Source organism: Pseudomonadota bacterium (assembly GCA_018823285.1).
Classification (GTDB): Bacteria; Desulfobacterota; Desulfobulbia; order Desulfobulbales; family JAGXFP01; genus JAHJIQ01.
The window spans coordinates 40,420-60,314 of record JAHJIQ010000065.1 but is presented as its reverse complement, the minus strand read 5'-3'; the positions used below and the strand labels follow the sequence as shown (position 1 = coordinate 60,314).

Annotated in this window: 13 protein-coding genes; 5 read left to right on the top strand and 8 right to left on the bottom strand. The window is 50.7% G+C overall.

Annotation, left to right across the window (positions count from 1 at the left end; translation table 11 throughout):
* Positions 1 to 104: 104 nt before the first annotated feature.
* The 3 genes from KKG35_14620 to KKG35_14610 form a co-directional block, all read right to left on the bottom strand.
* Positions 105 to 1,103 carry a LuxR C-terminal-related transcriptional regulator gene (locus KKG35_14620; protein ID MBU1739362.1) on the bottom strand — a complete coding sequence of 333 codons (999 nt, stop codon included), beginning with the start codon at positions 1,101 to 1,103 and terminating at the stop codon, positions 105 to 107.
* 82 nt (positions 1,104 to 1,185) lie between these two features.
* Positions 1,186 to 1,716, bottom strand: coding sequence for a hypothetical protein (locus KKG35_14615; protein ID MBU1739361.1), 531 nt, complete (start codon positions 1,714 to 1,716; stop codon positions 1,186 to 1,188).
* Between the two features lie 58 nt (positions 1,717 to 1,774).
* Complete coding sequence (locus KKG35_14610; GenBank protein ID MBU1739360.1) at positions 1,775 to 3,682, bottom strand: hypothetical protein; 1,908 nt, start codon at positions 3,680 to 3,682, stop codon at positions 1,775 to 1,777.
* A gap of 229 nt (positions 3,683 to 3,911) precedes the next feature.
* Between KKG35_14610 and KKG35_14605 the strand changes: the two genes are divergently transcribed.
* The 3 genes from KKG35_14605 to KKG35_14595 all read left to right on the top strand — a co-directional run bounded on the left by KKG35_14605 (position 3,912) and on the right by KKG35_14595 (position 7,833).
* A complete protein-coding gene (locus KKG35_14605; protein ID MBU1739359.1) occupies positions 3,912 to 5,105 on the top strand; it encodes an amidohydrolase in 1,194 nt (397 codons plus the stop codon).
* Between the two features lie 95 nt (positions 5,106 to 5,200).
* Positions 5,201 to 6,313, top strand: coding sequence for a YbdK family carboxylate-amine ligase (locus KKG35_14600; GenBank protein MBU1739358.1), 1,113 nt, complete (start codon positions 5,201 to 5,203; stop codon positions 6,311 to 6,313).
* Positions 6,310 to 7,833 (top strand): gamma-glutamyltransferase, encoded by a 1,524-nt coding sequence (locus tag KKG35_14595; GenBank protein ID MBU1739357.1) that lies wholly within the window; start codon positions 6,310 to 6,312, stop codon positions 7,831 to 7,833. Before KKG35_14600 ends, KKG35_14595 begins: the two co-directional genes overlap by 4 nt.
* A gap of 188 nt (positions 7,834 to 8,021) precedes the next feature.
* On the opposite strand, the gene KKG35_14590 is transcribed toward KKG35_14595, so the two are convergent.
* Complete coding sequence (locus tag KKG35_14590; GenBank protein ID MBU1739356.1) at positions 8,022 to 9,161, bottom strand: polysaccharide deacetylase family protein; 1,140 nt, start codon at positions 9,159 to 9,161, stop codon at positions 8,022 to 8,024.
* Positions 9,162 to 9,164: 3 nt separating this feature from the next.
* Positions 9,165 to 10,247 carry a glucosaminidase domain-containing protein gene (locus KKG35_14585; GenBank protein ID MBU1739355.1) on the bottom strand — a complete coding sequence of 361 codons (1,083 nt, stop codon included), beginning with the start codon at positions 10,245 to 10,247 and terminating at the stop codon, positions 9,165 to 9,167.
* Between the two features lie 248 nt (positions 10,248 to 10,495).
* On the opposite strand from KKG35_14585, the gene KKG35_14580 reads away from it, so the two are divergent.
* Positions 10,496 to 11,074: a peptidylprolyl isomerase gene (locus tag KKG35_14580; GenBank protein MBU1739354.1), complete on the top strand. Its 579-nt coding sequence runs from the start codon at positions 10,496 to 10,498 to the stop codon at positions 11,072 to 11,074.
* Positions 11,075 to 11,158: 84 nt separating this feature from the next.
* On the opposite strand, the gene KKG35_14575 is transcribed toward KKG35_14580, so the two are convergent.
* Positions 11,159 to 13,147 carry a DNA topoisomerase IV subunit A gene (locus tag KKG35_14575; protein MBU1739353.1) on the bottom strand — a complete coding sequence of 663 codons (1,989 nt, stop codon included), beginning with the start codon at positions 13,145 to 13,147 and terminating at the stop codon, positions 11,159 to 11,161.
* Between the two features lie 12 nt (positions 13,148 to 13,159).
* Positions 13,160 to 14,989 carry a type IIA DNA topoisomerase subunit B gene (locus KKG35_14570; GenBank protein MBU1739352.1) on the bottom strand — a complete coding sequence of 610 codons (1,830 nt, stop codon included), beginning with the start codon at positions 14,987 to 14,989 and terminating at the stop codon, positions 13,160 to 13,162.
* Positions 14,990 to 15,399: 410 nt separating this feature from the next.
* Here KKG35_14570 and KKG35_14565 point away from each other — a divergent pair, with 410 nt between their 5' ends.
* Complete coding sequence (locus tag KKG35_14565; protein MBU1739351.1) at positions 15,400 to 17,178, top strand: M3 family oligoendopeptidase; 1,779 nt, start codon at positions 15,400 to 15,402, stop codon at positions 17,176 to 17,178.
* Between the two features lie 158 nt (positions 17,179 to 17,336).
* On the opposite strand, the gene KKG35_14560 is transcribed toward KKG35_14565, so the two are convergent.
* Positions 17,337 to 19,871: a response regulator gene (locus KKG35_14560; GenBank protein ID MBU1739350.1), complete on the bottom strand. Its 2,535-nt coding sequence runs from the start codon at positions 19,869 to 19,871 to the stop codon at positions 17,337 to 17,339.
* Between the last annotated feature and the right edge of the window lie 24 nt (positions 19,872 to 19,895).

The following is a 19,895-nucleotide window of genomic DNA, read 5'->3' as shown; positions in this document are numbered from 1 at the left end:
GATAAAGGTAGTGATTATGCGCGATCTGATTGTCATGTTTTTTTGTTTTCAGAATCCCTGATCCAGGGGATCGTGATGTCTGGCTTGCAAAGGCAGATGTGCGTTTAATTCATGGAAAGAAGGATTGATTTCAGGTTCTCCTTCTCATGAGTCAATTCAAGCTTCTTGCGGATGTTCGCCCTGTGAAACTCCACTGTTCTGGTGCCGAGATTCAAAATGTAAGCGATCTCTTTGGTTGTTTTTCCCTGTTTGATGAGGTTGGCAATATTCAGTTCGGAGGCGGTAAAATTCACCCCTTTCTGGGACATTCTCTTCATGGTTGGAGACACAATCTCTTCAAGATTATTTTCAATTATTTCAACAAGTTCCATCTGTCGCTTATTTAAGCCGCTCTCCTTCAGGCTGCTGATCGAAGGCGAGGTCATAACCTGGACATTGAAGAGCAGTTTTTCATCGGTTTCTTCCATCAGCCGGTCCATGCGCTTCATATCGTCATCACGCTGTTTCAACAGCACTTTCAGGGCAGTATTGATGTCGGCGATTTCAGCCGTTCTTTCCGCAACTTCCCTTTCAAGGTTGAGATTTAATTCCTTCAGTCTTCTTTCCGCCACCCATTTGGCGGTGAGTGCTCTGGCGAGCTGCACTATTTCGTGGTGATGAAGCGGTTTGTGGAGAAAGAGAAATTTATCCGCGGGTCGGATTCTGCCGGAGATTTCATAGGGATCAACATCGGTGTACGCGGTAACGAAAACAATGTTTACTTCCGGATCAAGTTCTCTGATCTGTTCCGCGGTCGACAGGCCATCGGGCCCGGGAGGCATCCGCATATCGATAAAGGCGACAGCGAAGCGCTCACCCCTGGCAGAGGTTTCACGGAACAGGGCCACCGCTTCGTCACCCTGACTGCAGCAATGAATATGATAAGAGTAATCGTTGTAGTCGGAAGCAGAAGGCTTCGGTTTGTCGTTAAAAAGGCGCATGGCCAGTTCATCGACCCGATGTAATGAAGGGGGGCTCTCTCCACCGAGAATATCCCGGAACAGATCGTGAATCTCCTTCTCATCATCAACAACCAGCAGATTAAGAACCTTTTTGGTTTTCATGGCAGGAACATCTTGTTTTTCAAGTCTCATTTCTTCTCAATTTTCTGCAACCGGAGTTCAAAACAGTTCTCCCGGAACCAATTCAGACTATCTCACCCAATTCGATCAACCGTTTTTCCATACGCCATTTTTCAGCCATGGTCATCGCAATCTGCTGTATTTCCAAATGCAGGAGCGGCTTTTGGACATAGAGGAGCCTGCCGGGAGGGGGTACCTTCAGGTAGACATCATTTGCCGTCACATCGGCGTATGCGGTCACGAGAACGACAATTACGTAGGGATCAATCTTCCGTATCTGCTCAGCCGTCCAGAGGCCATCGGGGCCCGGAGGCATGCGGATGTCAAGAAAGGCAATTGCGTAAGGGTCATTTTCCTGATCAGCGATTTTCACGGCCTGAACGGCCTCATCCCCCTGGTGACAGACGGTCAGGGCAAAATCATCAATTTTAAAAGGGTTCGCCTCATTGCCGAACAGGTTCTTTTCCAGCTCGTCAATTCTTCCCGCAGCGCCATTGGTTTCGCAATCTTCAGTAAGAATATACCTGTAGAGTTCGAGGATGTGGTCTTCGTCATCGACGAGAAGTATCCGGGCTTTTTTTCTGTTATCTTTCATGCCAACCTTTTTGAGAAAATATTCATTCTGAAGGTCTGCTCTCTGACTTTACCAGGTGTTATGACTGAAGGTCCCTGAACCGGGGGAGTTCCAGATAAACGCAGGTGCCGGTGTTTTTCCCTTTACTGTCTACCCATATTCTGCCGTGCATGGCACTTACTGTTGTGGCACACCAGTGCAGACCGGTGCCGGCGGATTTTTTATCCTTGGTAGTATACCCTCGCCGGAATATTTCAGAGATCTTCTCACGCTCAATACCAATCCCGTTGTCAATGACCATCAGTAGGATCCGTTCCTGGCCATCACTATCCAACGGTTTTCCTGAAATTTCAATTCTGCCATCAATTGCGTCGCCGGCTTCGATGGCCTCGGCGGCGTTCGTTATCAAGTGTTCAAGAACCTGCATCAGATATATTCTTTCCACCTCTAAAATACCGCACTGATGCAGATCCGGATCAATCCTGATGGTGATGTTATGAAAACCGGCCGTATCAAGTCTGTCAATTGAATCTTTGACAACTTCAGGCACCTGGATCTGCTCTATCGGGGGTTTGACGTGCGTGAATTTTTTCTGACTGGCAAGCAGGCTTTCGATTCGTCCGGACTGGACAATCATCTGGTCAAGCCGTTTCCGGATGTTGTTGAAAAAGTCGGAAATCCTGTCCGCTGAAAGAAGAAGGTATTCTTCAATATCCTTTCGTCGCTCGGGATTCGTTTCTGGGTTGGTATATTCGTTCACCGCCTGTTTGAGATGATCGACTGAGATCTCTCGTAATCCAAGCCTGAGAAGATCCACATTGACGACAATGGGGTTCAGCGTATTTCTGATATTGTGGAGGATCAGCGAACTTGATTCACCAATTCCTGCATAGTAGGACTGGACCAGCAGTTTCTTTCTGCTTTCAGAAAGTTTGTTGACCAGTCGGTCGAATTCGTATGCCAGTACGGCAATTTCATCTGTGTGGAGAATATTGATCGGGACCGGGATTTTGTAATCCTCCGCCTGGAGTTGCCGGATATATCTGGTCAGGTTGTTCAATGGTGAAATGACGATGACTCTCAGCAGGATAAATGTCGAAACCAGAATGATCAGGCCGATGATCATCACCGAATTAAAGGCGCTCTTTTCCGCATCCCGGGCCCGGGCAATAATTTCCCGATTATTGGAGACGGACAACAGGAAGGCGGTTTTCCCATAGATATCGGGGAAAAAGGTGGAGATGGAAAGGGTGTCTCGACTCCTCCTGAACTCATAATGATTTTCGTTGGAAATGGCATTCGGCAAAGGTTTGAGGTCTTCAGGGAAATCCGGAGAATCAAGCTGGATGAAAGAAAATTTTGTCAGTGTTGCGTTTGAAATCTTTTCAAGCGCCGCTTCGCCGAGGAAACGGCCAATGGTTACAGTACCCTGTTGGACGCCGCTTCCATCCGATTTCAGAATCGGTTTTATGGAAAGCAGAATCGGTGTTTTGCGGTCGGCAAGCAGACCATGAATCCCTTTTCTGCCGTTCTTTCCTGAAATATAGAATCCAAGTGCGCGGTTTATCTCTTCCGGGACGACGACATCCCGACCGCTGTTCATTGGATCAAGGAATTCACCCCAGACCAGCCGCCCCGTTGCATCGTGAAAGTACATGAAGTCAAGATCGGTATCGGTGAGGTAGGTTCCCGCCAGGTTTCTTTTGACAAAGTCGGGATTGCCGATTGTGACGAAATCATAGGTCTCGTCCCAGTTGGACCATTCGTAATTCTGTCTGTCGAGTCTTTCGAGATCCTCATTGAGATGGGAGACACACCGGGTGATGCTCGCCCTGGCATCTCTTTCCTCCAGGGCGGTAAAATTCGGCGTGATGAGTCGATGATGCAGAAAGCTGTCGAGAACGGCATAGAAGAGAATCACAAAGAACAGGGCAATGATGATTTTGTGATTCAGGGAGACAACCGGTTTTTTTGCTTTTTCCATCATGGGGTATGGGTTCCGTTTATATTTCTGATTTGTGATCGGAAATATAAACCCAAAAGCGGCAACAAACCAACAGTTTATCCCGGTTCTTGCCAACCGGTCGGATTTGAACGGACGGATGATTTTCCGACTCTTATTATTTCATTTTGCCGGGGATTCCCTTAGTATGTGACCAGAAGCTCTTCACGACGACTTTAAAGTGTCGTTCAAACTGAATAACTGAATATCCGCCATGTCATATTTTACCGTAAGTGACACCTTGTACTCCTGGATGGTCGAGATCCGGAGGCACATTCATATGTATCCGGAGTTGTCTTTCCAGGAAAAACAGACCGGAGCTTTTATCTGCAGTAAACTTGATGAACTCGGGATCCCTTACCGATCGGAAATCGGTGGCTCCGGTGTCCTTGCCACTGTGGGACATGGCGAAAATACCCGGTGCGTCGCCTTAAGGGCGGATATGGATGCCCTCCCCCTGCATGAAAACACCGGGCTGGTGTTTTCATCAAAAAATCCCGGCGTCATGCATGCCTGCGGTCATGACGGTCATATCGCCATTCTCCTGGGAGCCGCCTCCCTGTTGAAAGAGATGGATCTGCCGGGGCGGGTCAGGCTGATCTTTCAACCGGCGGAGGAAGATGGCGGCGGAGCTAGAATGATGATCCGAAATGGCGCCCTGGAGGGAGTCAAAGCCATTATCGGCGGTCATCTTGATCGGCATTTCGCGGTCGGTGAAATCGCGGTCCAGCCTGGCCTGATCTGTGCCTTCACCGATGGTTTCAGAATAGAGATCAGAGGCAAAGGCGGGCACGCGGCCAAACCTCATGAAACCGTTGACAGTATTGTGGTTGCAAGTCTTCTGGTCATGTCGATCCAGACCCTTGTCTCCAGGGAGATCAATCCTTCACTGCCGACTGTGATAACCGTTGGTAAATTTTCCGGCGGGACTGCCTCAAATGTGATTGCTGATAAAGCCGTTCTTGAGGGAACCATCCGGACCACTGATCGAGGAGTCAGGGAGAGTATTAAAAAAGGTCTGGCCAGAATGGTCAGGGCCATGGAGGATCTTTACAACGCCAAAACGGAAATACTCTTTATTGAAGGGTACCCGCCGATAGAAAATGATCCGCAAATCTGTCGTCTGGCCCGGTCTGCCGCAGAAAAAACCGTGGGCGCTGACCGGGTGAAGGGCTTGCCGTATCCAAGTATGGGCGGTGAGGACTTTTCTTTTTATCTTGAAGATGTTCCCGGCTGCTTTGTGCGACTCGGCGGGGGCCTTGAAGGCCCTGTTAATGCACCGGCACACAGCCCCTGTTTTGATTTTGATGAAAAAGCCCTGGCAATCGGAGCGTCATTCATGGCCAGGGCCGCCTTTGAAACCCTGCTGAACATTGAGCAGGTAGTGGAAACCGGGGCAACTCCCTAATCTGCCCGGCTGGCAGGTTTGATAAAGTACGCCAAAGTCAATCAGCCGGTGTGTGAAGCATACGGCAAGGCAAGCATCCGACGAGAGATTTCAAAATGGTATTCGTCCCGGATTTTATCGGCAGCAGATCATACACCATGGGCGTTGAGTTGGAGCTGCAGCTTCTCGACCCTGTCACCCTGAACCTGGTGCCCGCAGCCGGGAGAGTGCTGGACAATGTCCCGGAAATGATGCAAAAAAGGATCAAGCCGGAATTTATCCAATCGATGGTGGAGGTCGCAACCGGTGTCTGTGAAGATATTAATGAAGTTGAAGAAGATCTGAGAGAATCGCTGGCGTCTCTTACCGATCTTTGTGGTCAGTCCGGATGCATGTTCTTTGCATCGAGCCTGCATCCCTTTGCCAGATACCAGGACCAGCTTCTGACCCCTGGAGAGCGCTACGCAGCATTGATGGCGGAATTGCAGATTGCCGGCAGGCGCATGATCAGTCAGGGGCTGCATGTCCATATCGGACTCCCCGATGGTGAAACGGCGATCAGGGTTTGTGACGCCATTCGCCCCTATTTGCCGTTGCTTCTTGCCATGACCACTTCATCACCTTATTTCGGCAATGTCGATACCGGCTACGCCTCATATCGGTCCCGGCTTCTTGACGGGCTCTCCCGCTCCGGTCTGCCCTATACCTTCAGAACCTGGGACCGCTTCAGGGAACTGATAACCGACCTGCACCGGGCCCACCTGATCACCGATGTCCGGGATATCTGGTGGGATGTCAGGCCCCATCCTGATTTCGGCACCGTCGAGATCCGGATATGTGATCTTCCGGTCCGTTTTACCGAGATTTCAGCTGTTGCCGCACTCATTCAGGCCCTGGTCAAAACCCTTGCGGAAACGACATTTCTGCCGACCTTTCCCCGGCTGGAGATCATCAACAACAACAAATGGCAGGCTGCCCGATACGGAATTGACGGGAGGTATGTCGACCTGGAGAGGGTTTCCGTCCCTCTGACGATCAGAGAAGCCATTGTCGACCTGCTGGCAAAAGTTCGTCAAAGTTCCGAACTGCTTGGAACCTCCGCGAGATTGAACGGTATTTATGAGATTCTGGTCCACGGCACCGGAAGCATGAAAATGAGAACTGTGTATGATCGATGCAAGGATCACCACCAGGTGATCCGTACACTTGCCGGAGATTTTTTCAATTGAACCGACAACGGAAAACCATGGTCGCCGGCGGGCATCCCCTCACCTCCCAGGCCGCCATCGAAATTATGGAAGAGGGGGGCAATGCCTTTGATGGCGTTGTCGCTGCAGGATTTACAGCAGCCATCGCCGAACAGGCACTGACCAGTCTCGGTGGAGGGGGGTTCCTTCTTGCCAGGACCTCAGGTGGAGAAGAGATTCTCTTTGATTTTTTTTCCGATACCCCGGGTAAAGGTCTCGCCGGCAATGCTCTTGATCCCCATTTTTTCCCGGTCACGATCAGTTTTTCCGGATCTGACCAGGATTTCAATATCGGCCTGGGTTCGGTGGCAGTTCCGGGAAACCTGAAAGGGTTTCTCCATGTACATAAAAGATTTGGTCGATTGCCGCTGGCAAAGGTTCTGCAACCGGCGGTGAGAGCTGCCCGCGACGGGGTGGTGCTGAACCACCGTCAGTCACAATTCATGGATCTCCTCCACCCCATCATGACCCTTTCGGAAACCGGCCGGTCAATGTATGTGAAAAACGGCAGCTATCTTCAGGAAGGAGATATGACTCATAACCCAGATCTGGCCGGATTTCTTGAATCCCTGGCCGATGATCATGGTGAAAGTTTTTATAACGGTTCAATCGCTTCCGCCATCGAAGCAGACATGGCCGGGGGAAATGGACTTCTAACCGCCCGGGACCTTGCCGAATACCAGGTCATTGAAAGGCGTCCTTTATCCTTACAATATCGCGGTTTCACACTTCTGACCAATCCGCCTCCTTCTTTTGGCGGCACCCTGATCGGAGCCACCCTGAAACTCATGGAAGCGCTTCCCTTTCCTGAAATGGATTGGGGGAGCAACCTGCACCTGGCCTCTTTGACGGCAATCATGGAGGAAATTGATCTGCATCGGGACGAAACGGTCTTCAATCCTTTTAAAAGCGCCGACAGCTGGCTCACCACCGCAATCGGCAGGCTGAGGAAATTCAGTCGGGGGACAACCCATATCAGCGTGTCCGATGGCTTGGGAAACCACGCATCAATGACTACTTCGAATGGTGAAGGATCCGGTTATTTTGTTCCCGGAACCGGGATCATGCTGAACAACATGATGGGTGAGGACGATCTTCATCCCCAGGGATTTCATGCCAGTCCTCCAGGCCGGCGGGTGTCGTCAATGATGTCTCCATCTCTGCTCATGAGCGAGGCCGGTGTGGCAATGGTGATCGGCAGCGGCGGCAGCAAGAGAATACGGACAGCGATTCCCCAGGTGTTGAGTAATATTCTGGATTTCGGTTTCGATGTTCAAAAGGCAGTTGACCTGCCCCGTATTCACTGGGATGGCAGTGTCCTGCAGATTGAACCGGGATATGAACGGTCCGCCATTGAAAAGCTGCGGGAATACCGGCAGGTGAATGTCTGGGATGAGCGAAGTGTTTATTTCGGTGGGGTACACACCATCAGTTCGGGAAAACCTGCAGGAGACCCGAGACGGGGGGGTGCGGCGAGAATCGGGATGCATGGTTGCCCCTGAGATTCTCAACAAACCGTTTCAGTTTTGGCTGAAGACCAGAATCACAAAACTTCTAAATGGATATAGCTGAGTTGAGCAGCTTACCTGCTCGTACCGATAAGCGAGCTTGCGAGACATCGAGACTTATACCCGAAGGGTGAATGAGTTTATAGAACTGCCCGCCAGATCGGACCATCAGGGTTGAACTGTCAGTTGTTCACAAGCAGCCAGGAGCGGATCGCGGTCCTGCCGCTTTCCCTCTCCCGTGCCTTGACGATCACCCTGTTCAACCGCTTGGTCAAAGGCGTTTCGTTTTTTACGCTGACCAGATCTCCTACAACTTCCGGGTGCATCCAGCCGAATTCACTGACATAAATATTGAAACTCGACTGAACATATTTTCCTGGGGAAAGAATTCTTGCCCCAAAAGAGGTCGGCACGGTGTTGAGGTTGCCTACTGTCGGGGTAATATCCTTGAGCGGTAAATCAACCCGCTGCAACACCTCTTCAAAATGACGGACAGTTGACCAGTTGTCACCGAGAATCGGCTCTCTGGGGATCAGATAGGGGTCGGTATACCGGCTGATCGACCCGGGATCCTGGGAAAAGACCGCGTCATAGCCAATGCTCTTCGCCTCCTCAATGACCTGGAGATTGTATTCCCCGTAGGGAATCGCGTAAAATCTGGGTCTCCGGCCCATTTTTTCCATCATGATCCTCGAGCTTTTCACCATATCGGCGCTGATCCAGCTTCGATATGCGGCATCATCGAGCCCGGCAGGCCGGTTGACCAGTCTTTCATGGGCATATCCATGGTCCTGGATATCAACCCCGCTCTCCTGCATCTCTTTAAGCTGATCCCAGTTCATGTAATCGGGATATTCACGATCAATCCCCTGCACATAGATAAAAACCGTGAACGGGAAACCGAATGATTTAAGAACGGGCCAGGCATTTTCATAAACACTGCGGTACCCGTCGTCGATGGTGATGACAACCGACTTGTCGGGCAAGGGTTTATTGTCGATGATTGAATCCACAAGCCGGGACAACGGGATCACCTGATACTGATGGGCAAGCAGATACGCCATCTGCTCCCGGAATCTGTCCATGGAAACGTTGGTTGAAGGATATCTGTCTTCACCGAAACGGTGATAAATCAGAGCGGTAACTTCCGGAGTATGCAGCTCAGAGGCATAACTTGGGATGGAGGGGCAAAAGGTGATAAGACTGCAGAGTAAAACAAGACAGAAAACAAGGTATTTGTGAATCCGGGGGGGATAATTTACAGGAATTCCCCGGTAGATATCAGAGAGTTCATAGCAGCCATTTGCATCGAAAGAGACCATGGGTCAGACGGCCTTTTTGCCATACCGGGCGAGTATAAACGAAGACTTCATCATGACAGGTGTCTCCGGTGCATCGGCAAGGGTCAGTGCGTCATAGGCAGTCAATTTGTTGTATCTGATGAGATTTTTTACTTCCCAGACGTAAGCATCGCGACGTTCCGAATAATATAACAGGCCATCCGCAAGTTTCATGGGGTTGCTGGTTTTGCTCCTGATCTCCCTGAAATTCCGATAGGCGGGCAGGCGGTTGATCATGATGATATAGGCCCTGATCGAATCGATTATGGTGTCGTAGGTGGCAATCTTGTGCTGTTTGCCATCGTCACGCCCGGCTGGGACAATTCCTTTTTCGCCCCAGGTCCAGATGCCGAAGAGATTGTTCCCCAGCTGGGCAAAACGGGAGGTGCCCCAGGACGACTCGATGGCCCCCTGCGCCAGGATCAGACTGATCGGGATCAAATCGATCCTCTTGTGGAGTTCGGCTGCGCGGTTTGTCCGGTATTTTCTGGTCAGCATCAGGACAAATTCTATTTCGTCCATGGTCAGAACCCGCCCCCAGACCGCAAAATCATCTGAAAAAACCAGCTCCTTGAAACCTTGAGGAAATCTGGCAAGGATACTTTGCAGGGCTTTTTTCTCGTTTTCAATCTCGGCGAGGGCGATCAGAGCGGCGGGAACCATGGCATGAAGAAAGCTTTTCTTCTTGACCTCAATATGCAGGTTGTTGATGCTTTCCGGGAACCCGGAAAATATTACGGGGGGCACCCGGTCCTGCTCGTCGATTTCCCAGAGCCCGTTTTCCTTAAGCGACTGGACAAGCTCCTCTCCGGATCCGACATCAATATACTGGGGCTGGTTGACAGCCTGGATATTCTGCTGCATAAAATAATCAGCAGGCGAAAATCTGAGGACAGAGATCAGAATCAGGAATGCACACAGAGTTACGGCAAGGCAGGCCTGAACATTCAGGCCGTCCACTTCGATGTTGCCGAACCGGATCGGTTCGACACAGGGCACAGGTTCTTTCTTCTCGTCACCCAGGAGGGCTTGAGAAGGTTCAAACAGCGGTTCAATGGTTTCGTCCATAACATTCATAAGGGTATTCTATAATATTTTCCGGAAAAATTAGATTAAAAAAACTTCTGCTCACAAACAGAAGTTCTCTCAGAAGGTTCTTTGCTGAAAGGTGGCTTTAAGATTATCCGATTACGGTTATTCCTGTTGAATTAAATGGCAAAATAAGTTTCTTTGTTTTCTGATTCTCGACCCTTATATCACAATTGTTCCATAATTTCAAACTTTTGGCTTTTATTGCCTGACTTCAGGAGGTTTTTATGCATTTCAGAGTGGTGTTGATGCTGATGATCCTGCTGTTGCCGCTTTCTGCAGCGGCGGAACAGAAAACCGATCCCGCCGGGAAGAACGTGGTCATGGAGACAACCATGGGGACCATGAAGATCGAACTCTTCGACAAGGAAGCGCCCCTGTCGGCGGACAACTTCAGAAACTATGTCAAACAGGGGTTTTATGACGGGCTCATCTTCCATCGGGTCATTCCCGGTTTCATGATCCAGGGGGGCGGATTTGAACCGGGATTGAAGAAGAAAAATACCGGCAGGCCGATACCGAATGAAGCGACCAATGGTCTGAAGAACAAACGCGGCACCCTGTCCATGGCCAGAACCAGCAATATTCACAGTGCGACCAGTCAGTTCTTCATCAATGTCGTTGACAACGTCAGTCTCGATCACCGGGGAACCCAGCCCCAGAATTTCGGATACGCCGTCTTCGGCAGAGTTGTTGAAGGAATGGACGTGGCGGACAAGATTGTTTCGGCGCCGACGACCTCGGTTGGCGGCCACCGGGATGTTCCCAGAAAGGATATTGTGATCCTCAAGGCATATCTTGAATAGAAGTTCCGTTCACCACAAATAAAAAGGCCCTTCGAGAGTTTCGAGGGGCCTTTTTTTATGTTTCAGGAACCATCAGGGCGGATCTTATTCTTTCCTGCCGTCGAAAAGTCCGGGTGGTTGTTCAACACCATCCTCCGGGAGGCCGCCGTTTTCTTTCGGCTTGGTTTCAGCAACCTTTCTGACCACTCGCGAGGACACTCGTTTCCCGATGGCCGGCGCCCCTTTAATCAGGAACTCGTCCATATTGAAATCCGAGAAATTCTGCTTGGCCCTTTTGTTCGGGGCAAAATGGGTCCTGACCCAGACCCCCTCCCCGGTTTTCAGAAACAGGATCTTCGACTTCCTGTTCTCGGCAAAGAGCCGGTACTCCTTTTCGAGAATGAATTTCGGCATTCTGAATCTCTTGATGTATGAGAGATTTTCCTCCCCGTCCCGATAGACAACGTTGAAGATCAGTTTTTCATCAACCTTGCCGACCCAGGCCAGATCATTGCCGACAAAAGTTTTTTCACAGACGTTGATTACTTTATAGACGCCATCCAGACTGATCAGCAGGATCTTGTCATATTCCGAGCAGGCAAAGGTGTCCTCTTCGGGGGCTTTCACCTGGGAGCCGAGAAAGCCGCTGTCCCGGTCATAACCCACCTGCAGGTTTGACAAAGCCACCTTGCGCACTTCAACCTCGGAGAAAGTACATATTTCAGTCCGCCGAGGATACAGGGAGCCATATTTGTCAAGCAGGTCATCAATATACCGGATGGTAAAACCTGTCATATCCTTGAGGCTTTTGACAATCTCGTCGATCCGGCTTTTGACCTCCTGAATCTCCTTCTTTTTCTTGTTGATGTCATAACGCGAGATCCTTTTGATCCTGATCTCTAGGAGTTTTTCGATATCTTCACTGGTCACATCTCGAACAAGTTTGCTGCGGAAGGGTTTCAGCGAGGCATCAATGGTCACGAGGACCGCTTCGTATGTTTTACATTCTTCGATGTCTTTATAGAGGCGTTCTTCAATAAAGATCTGTTCAAGGAGATGGGCGTGGAGTTTTTCCTTGTTCCGGTCAAGATCGATCTGCAGTTCTTTCTCAAGATCGATTTTCAGTTTGCGGGTGTTGTATTCGAGAACCTCGTTGACCCCGATGGTCACAGGATGATTGTCTCTGATGACGGTCAGATTCGGGCTGATGGGCACTTCACAATCGGTAAAGGCATAGAGGGCGCGGATGGTGTCGGCAGCGTAAATTCCTCTGGCCAGTTTAATTTCGATCTCAACTTCTTCCGCAGTGTAATCATTGATGGAGAGAATCTTGATCTTGCCGGTACGGGCCGCTCGTTCAACACTTTCGATCAGGGATTCGGTGTTCACCGAGTGCGGCAGCTCCTTGATAGTGATGGTTTTCTCGTCTTTTTCCTCGATTCTGGCCCGGCATTTGATCCGGCCGTTCCCCTGATTGTAGCCCCCGACATCGACCTGCCCTCCCCTGGGAAAATCAGGGAAAATCTCGAATTCTTCGCCCCGGAGGATTTTTTTCTGGGCTTCCAGCAGTTCGCAGAAATTGTGGGGCATGATTTTGGTGGCCATGCCGACCGCAATCCCTTCGACTCCGGTAAGGAGCAGCATCGGCAGTTTGGCGGGCAGCGCAACGGGTTCCTTCATCCTGCCGTCGTAGGAATCGACGAACTCGGTCAGATCCCGGTTGAACATGGTTTCCCGGGCCAGAGGAGACAATCTGCACTCGATATACCGCGCGGCCGAGGCATTGTCTCCGGTGTAGATGTTGCCGAAGTTCCCCTGCTTGTCGATCAGGTAATCTTTGTTGGCGAGGTTGACCAGGGCGGAAAAGATTGACGCATCGCCGTGGGGATGGAGCTTCATGCAGTCTCCGACCACGTTGGCGACTTTATGGAACCGCCCGTCATCCATATTGTGCAGGGTCTGCAAAATTCTGCGTTGGACGGGTTTTAAGCCGTCGTCGATGACCGGAATCGCCCTCTCCCGGATCACATAGGAGGTGTAATCAAGGAAGTTTCCGTCAAAAAGCTGGTGCAGTGTGCCGTAATTGGTATCCATATCCGGTTCCGTCTAGATAAGCGGGTCGTCAACAAGATTTTCCATAATATACGCCTTGCGTTCCGGGGTGTTTTTGCCCATGTAGAACTGGAGAAGAATCGGGACGTCGCTTAACCGGTCGATGCTGACCTGTTTCAGGCGGATATCATTGCCGATGAATTGTTTGAATTCCTTGGGCGATATCTCGCCAAGCCCTTTGAATCTGGTGATTTCGACTTTCAGTTTCTTGCTGCCCCTGCCGGCAAGTTTTTTTTCCGCGGAAGTTCGTTCCTTTTCGGAATAGCAGTAAATGGTGTCCTGTTTGGTCCTGACCCGGTAGATAGGGGTTTCAAGGATATAGACATGCCCTCTCTTGACCATTGACTCAAAATAATGGAGGAAAAAGGTGAGGAGCAGATTCCGGATATGGAGGCCGTCCACATCGGCATCGGTGGCCAGGACGACCTTGTCGTAACGAAGGCCGCCGATGGAATCCTCAATGTTCAGGGCTCGCATCATATTGTACATCTCGTCGTTTTTGTAGAGGAGCGAGAGATCCTGGCCGTACACATTCATCGGTTTGCCCTTGAGCGAAAAAACCGCCTGGGTCATGGGATCGCGGGAGCTGACGATCGAGCCGGAGGCAGACTGCCCCTCGGTGATGAAGATCATGTTCTCCTGACCTTCTTTCGAAGGGTGGGTTTTACTGGGATGGTATTTGCAATCCCTGAGCTGGGGGACTTTCAGCGCAACTTTTTTGGCCTTGAGTTTTGCTTCTTTCCTGACCTGCTGCAGGTCTTTACGAACTTTGGCATTGTGCTGGATCTTCTGGATCAGGATGTCGGCCACATCGGTATGCTTGTAGAAATAATCAACCAGGACATCCTTGACCTTGTTGACGATCCAGCCCCTGATTTCGGTGTTGCCGAGTTTGTTCTTGGTCTGGGACTCAAAAATCGGATCTTTCACCTTCACCGCTGCCGCCCCGACCACGCCGTCCCGGACATCTTCTCCGGCAAACTTTTTGCCTGAATAATCATTGATCCCTTTGAGAATTCCCTCCCGGAAGGCAGAAAGGTGGGTGCCGCCTTCGTTGGTGTAGGTGCCGTTCACAAAGGAAAAATAGGACTCGCCGTAACAGTCGGTATGGGAGAAGGTGAATTCCAGGGTGCTGTCCTTGTAATGGATCGGTTCATAGAGCTGGGTCCCCTCAATCTCGTCATCGAGAAGATCCCGCAGGCCGTTTGCCGAGTAGAACAGCTCCTCATCGAGATAGATTTTGAGCCCGGCATTGAGATATGCATATCGCCATAATCTTTTCCGGACGAAATCCAGGTTGAATTCAAACTCCTCAAAATGTTTGGGGTCAGGGACGAAACTCACCAGCGTGCCGTTTTTCTCGCTGGTCTTGCCTTTGTCCTCACCTACCAGTTCGCCGTTGACAAATTCGGCCGAGGCAAAGAGCCCGTCCCGGACGGACCGGACGGAAAATTCCGCGGAAAGCGCGTTGACCGCCTTGGTGCCGACGCCATTCAAGCCGACGGAAAACTGGAAGACCTCATCGTTGTATTTGGCGCCGGTATTGATAACGGAGACACATTCAACAAGTTTCCCGAGAGGAATGCCGCGGCCATAGTCCCTGACCGTGACCCGCCCCGTCTCGCTTATGGAAACTTCGACCCGGTTCCCCTCCCCCATGATGAATTCATCAACCGCATTATCGATCACTTCCTTCAGGAGCACATAAATCCCGTCATCGGGATGAGAACCATTGCCGAGGCGGCCGATATACATCCCCGGACGCAGCTTGATGTGTTCCAGAGAACTCAGGGTCTTGATCTTGTCTTCGTTATACTTTGTCATGGTCGTCAGCTGGTGTGCATCGACAGGCTGGAGCCTTATAAGATATTGAGATCATTGAGAAATCAGGGTGTGTCCTGATAAAATCTTCATTGGATGTTCGAGATAAATAAACCCTGTTTCTATATCCCCCTTTCCGCAACCCTGCAATGATAATTTTGGGTCATCGGTTTAGAGGAGAACGTCTTCTTCGTTAATTCAGCATCTTAGCGAAAGAGTGGCGCATCTCGCTCCTGACGATGGTCCGTCGATCATACTGATGCAGGAAATTCTCCTGGTCTGAAAGGGAAATTGGTTTTTCAATAATTGAGTTTTTTTTTTGAAAGAGAGCTGTTCATTACCGCCCATTTCGGCAATAATTGAAGCTTGCCGAAATGGGCGGACCATCTCTTTATTTAAGGAGCGATCAGCATATGAATTCTGTCAGCAACGCAGCACTTGGCACTGAAAAGGTGCTCTGGAAACTCGAAGATCTCTATTCATCCCAGGACGATCCCGCTCTTACCCGGGACCTTGAACTCTGCCGGAGTGAAGCAACCCGTTTGCAGGAGCAATATGAATACAAGATTGCGGAGCTGGATGGTCCAGCCCTTTGTGAACTTGTCGCTGCCCTGGAAAAGCTGGAATCCCTTCAGGGCAGGATCGCGACCTTCGCCTTTTTAAACTTCACCACCCGGACCAGGGATGCTAAGGCCGGGGCGTTTCTCCAGAAGATCAAGGAATTCGGCAGCAACATCGGACGCAAGACCGTCTTTTTTGAACTGGAATGGAACCGGCTGGATGAAAAACAGGTCGAGTCACTGCTGGGCAGTCACCACCTGGCATCCTATCGTCACTATCTGAAAAGCATGAGAAGGTACGCACCCCACCAGCTCTCCCGGGAGGAAGAATCCCTGCTCATCGAAAGAGCTCCCGTTGGCCGCAGCAGCTGGAACAATCTGTTCGACAAGGTGCTGGGACATCTGGAATTCGGTATCAACAAAAGAAGCGAGGAGGAAGTTCTGTCCGACCTCTACAGCGCGGACCGCCTGGTCAGGAAACAGGCCGCCGCTGATTTGACCGGCGGCCTGAAAAGCCAGCTCCATGTGCTTACCCATATTTTCAATACCATCCTTGCCGACAAGATGATCGATGACCGGCTGCGCGCCTACCCCTCCTGGGTGAGTTCGATGAACCTGTACAATGAACTGGAGGAGAAAACCGTAGCGGCGCTGATCGAATCCGTAACCGGCAGATATGACATTGTGAAGCGCTATTATCTGCTCAAGCGGGACCTGCTGGGACTCGATGAACTCGTTGACTATGATCGGTATGCGCCACTCCCCTTTCTTCCGGAAACATCCGTCTCCTGGAGTGACTGCCGAAAGATGGTCCTTGATTCATTTGCTGAATTTTCAGGGGAGATGGCGGAAATCGCCGAAAAATTCTTCACCGACGCCTGGATTCATGCACCGATCATTGAAGGCAAGCGCGCCGGAGCCTTTGCTCACCCCTGTGTGCCGGAGGTTCATCCTTATGTGATGGTGAATTACGCCGGCACCTTACGGGATGTATCGACCGTAGCCCATGAACTCGGGCACGGGGTGCATCAGCATCTTGCGGCACGCTGCGGTTATTATAACAGCGGAACAACCCTGGTCCTTGCCGAGACGGCCTCGGTTTTTGCAGAACTCCTGCTTTTCAGATCCCAGCTGGGGATGATTTCCGGCCGCAAGGAGAAAAAGGCCTTTATCTGTCAGAAACTGGAATCGATCTTTGCCACCGTTTTCCGGCAGGTTGCCATGAACAGGTTTGAAGAGCGGATTCATACCGGCAGAAGGGAGAGCGGAGAACTCTCTCCGGAGGAGATGACCGTTCATTGGCTTGAGTCACAAAAGGAGATGTTTGCCGGATCGGTAACGCTGACCGATGACTATGGAGTGTGGTGGTCCTATATCCCTCACTTTCTGAACACCCCGGGATATGTTTATTCCTATGCCTTCGGTGAACTTCTGGTGCTGTCGTTATACAGAATCTACCAGACCGACTCGGAAAAATTCGTCCCTCGATATCTTGAACTTCTGGCGAGCGGCGGCAGCATGAGTCCTTATGAACTGCTGCAACCATTCGGAATAGACCTCAACGACAAATCCTTCTGGCTGGGGGGGCTCGAACTGATCGACGACATGCTCCAGGAAATGGAGGAACTTTGAGACAAAATGGTTGTTATTGAAGCTCCCCGCGAAAGATAGCAAACGGAGTGCGCCTTCGAGCCACGGGGTATCTCCGTATGGAAGGGTACTGACATCAGATTCGCACACCCACCCCGCATCAGATAGCGCAGACTTCGAGCTGCGGGGAATGCGGTTCGCTATGCATGTCCAGCCTTGTCTGTCGGCATGTCCAGGATCATTCTGACAGCGGAGGCGAGGCGTTGCGGGGAGATTGGTTTGCTCATGTAATTGGCGCCTCTGGTTATGATATCCCGGTGAACTTCCGGGTTGTCGGCAAATCCCGACATGTAGAGGACCCGGATGTCTTCCTGCCGGTTCCTGAGCCTTGCGGCAAGCTCGATGCCATCCATTCGCGGCATATAGACATCGGTGAGGAGCAGATCGACGGTGTCGCCGTAGTTTTCATAATATTCCAGGGCGGAGACCCCGTCCTCGGCGATCAGCAGATTATACCCGAGACCGCCAAGCACTCTTTCCACGTAATTTCTGATTTCCTTTTCATCATCAACAACGAGTATCGTTTCCTTGCCACCTTCCATTTCCGGATCAACTGAAATGGTCGATTTTTCTCCTTCTTCAACCGCTCTGGGAAGATACACCTCGAAAGTCGCCCCCTTGCCAGGTTCCGAGGTTACGAAGATGTTGCCGTTATTCTGCTTCACAATGCCGTAGACGGTGGCAAGACCGAGGCCGTGCCCTTTCTCGCTCTTGGTCGAAAAGAAGGGTTCGAAAATTTTCTCCCGGACCTCGGGAGAAATTCCCGGGCCGTCATCCTTGAAACTTACCAAAACATAATCTCCGGGTTTGACACCGTGGTGGGATCTGGCAAACTGATGGCCCAGGGAAATATTTCGGGTCTCAATCTGCAGGTTCCCGCCGTTTTTCTCAAGGGCGTCCCGGGCATTTTTAACCAGATTCATGATCAGCTGGTCCATCTGGGCGTAATCAATATTGATGTCCCAGAGGTTTTCGGCCCTGGTGAAAGTTGTGGTAACATTTTCTCCGGCAATCGATCTGATGGCATCGGCAAGCTTGTCCAGGATATCGTTAAAGGATATTTTGCTGGGGATCGTCCTCTGTTCCTGGCTGAAGGTCAGAAGCTGCCGTACCAGTTCCGCCGCTCGCCGGCTCGATTCATTGATGATTTCAGCATTTTCATGAAGCGTGGTTCCTTTTTTGCAGTCCATCAATATCAGCTGTGAATACCCGCTGATTGCGGTCAGGACGTTATTGAAATCATGAGCGATCCCGCCGGCCATCCGGCTGATGGTCTCCATTTTTTTTCTGTAGGCCACCTGGGCCTGGAGCTTTCTGTTCTTTTCGTCGGTCCGGTGTCTCACGATAATCGAAGCCATTGACTGTCCGAGGGATTTCATAAACTCCTCTTCCTCGGATCCCCAGTTATGGTCGATATCAAGGTAGAGGTTGATGATCCCGAGAACCTCTTCCCCGCGGACGATCGGAATACAGCAGTGACTGTGCGGTTCGGCGCCTTTTATCTTGATGTCGTGAATCTCGGACTCGCACCTGAAGCCGCCTATTTTCCTGTTTTCCGCAGCCCTGCCGCAGATACAGGTGCCAAAAGGGATCTTGTGACAGATGACCGTCTGCTCCTCCGAGAACCCTTTGTGGACCTGAAGATTCAACATTCCCGGTTCATCTTCCACGGTAAAAATGGCCCCTTTTTTCTGCAGACCCTCAAATGAACAGGAGAGAATGAGATCCAGGGCGTTCTGCAGCTGTTCCTTGAAAACAGCCGGTTCAAGGGAGATTTTCATCAGGTCGTTGGCGGTCTTCTGCATTTTCAGGGCTCTGCGGAGCTTTTCCCTGGCCATTTTCCGGTTGGTGATATTCCGGTCAACGCCTCTGAAACCCTTGAATTCCCCGGAGGACTTGAAGAGGGGCACCGCATTGGATTCAAGAACCATTTCGCTGCCATCCCGGTGCCGGAAAGTATTTTCCTGCAGGTAGAAAGGCTGTTGTGATTTATAGAATGCGGCAAAGGAATTTTTTGCCCTGGCCGCATTGTCGATGGTCATAAAATCAAGAGGAGACCTGCCGATGGTCTCCTCGGGTGAGTAGCCGAGCATGTCAATAACCTGGGAACTGCTGAAGGTGTAATGCATGTTGATGTCCATTTCCCAGGTGCGATCGGAGCTGGTTTCAACAAGGTTCCGATAGATTTCGTTGCTTCTCAGAAGCTCCAGAAGGGTATGCTTGTGGCTGGTGGTTTCCTTTTCAAGATTTCGTAAGGTGGTATCAAGCTCGTGCTGCAATTTCTCGTTTTTTCTCCGGCTTGCCTCGCGGTCATGGAAAATTGCCAGGGTTTTCCGGCTTGCGGGGTCGATCGCCTTCAGAAATTCTCCGTTTCCGTCCTTGATCAGAAAATCAGAAACTCCGGTATTCAATGCCGCGAAGGCCTCCCTGGCATCGGACCTGTTCACAAGAAGGATAATCGGAGTGGCTGGAAAATTCAGCACCAGCTGATCGATACTTTTTGGATCGTTCACATCAGCGATAATGATTTGGGCCGGTCTGGTTTGAAAGGTTTCGACAGCCTCTCGGGTTGAAGAAGAGATGGTGCATTCCAGATCGGAAGTTTCTGTGGCAAAATAATCCTCAGCCTGTTTTTTTTGGGCCGGATCTTCGATGATCAGCAATGCGTTCGGCATTATAAAAGTCCAGAAATTTCGGTT

Bases quoted from the DNA above. Each gene is read 5' to 3' on its own strand.
- KKG35_14585 (MBU1739355.1), bottom strand. From the start codon at position 10,247: ATGGACGAAACCATTGAACCGCTGTTTGAACCTTCTCAAGCCCTCCTG.
- KKG35_14590 (MBU1739356.1), bottom strand. From the start codon at position 9,161: ATGGTCTCTTTCGATGCAAATGGCTGCTATGAACTCTCTGATATCTAC.
- KKG35_14575 (MBU1739353.1), bottom strand. From the start codon at position 13,147: ATGGATACCAATTACGGCACACTGCACCAGCTTTTTGACGGAAACTTC.
- KKG35_14570 (MBU1739352.1), bottom strand. From the start codon at position 14,989: ATGACAAAGTATAACGAAGACAAGATCAAGACCCTGAGTTCTCTGGAA.
- KKG35_14620 (MBU1739362.1), bottom strand. From the start codon at position 1,103: ATGAAAACCAAAAAGGTTCTTAATCTGCTGGTTGTTGATGATGAGAAG.
- KKG35_14610 (MBU1739360.1), bottom strand. From the start codon at position 3,682: ATGATGGAAAAAGCAAAAAAACCGGTTGTCTCCCTGAATCACAAAATC.
- KKG35_14615 (MBU1739361.1), bottom strand. From the start codon at position 1,716: ATGAAAGATAACAGAAAAAAAGCCCGGATACTTCTCGTCGATGACGAA.
- KKG35_14600 (MBU1739358.1), top strand. From the start codon at position 5,201: ATGGTATTCGTCCCGGATTTTATCGGCAGCAGATCATACACCATGGGC.
- KKG35_14565 (MBU1739351.1), top strand. From the start codon at position 15,400: ATGAATTCTGTCAGCAACGCAGCACTTGGCACTGAAAAGGTGCTCTGG.
- KKG35_14580 (MBU1739354.1), top strand. From the start codon at position 10,496: ATGCATTTCAGAGTGGTGTTGATGCTGATGATCCTGCTGTTGCCGCTT.
- KKG35_14605 (MBU1739359.1), top strand. From the start codon at position 3,912: ATGTCATATTTTACCGTAAGTGACACCTTGTACTCCTGGATGGTCGAG.
- KKG35_14560 (MBU1739350.1), bottom strand. From the start codon at position 19,871: ATGCCGAACGCATTGCTGATCATCGAAGATCCGGCCCAAAAAAAACAG.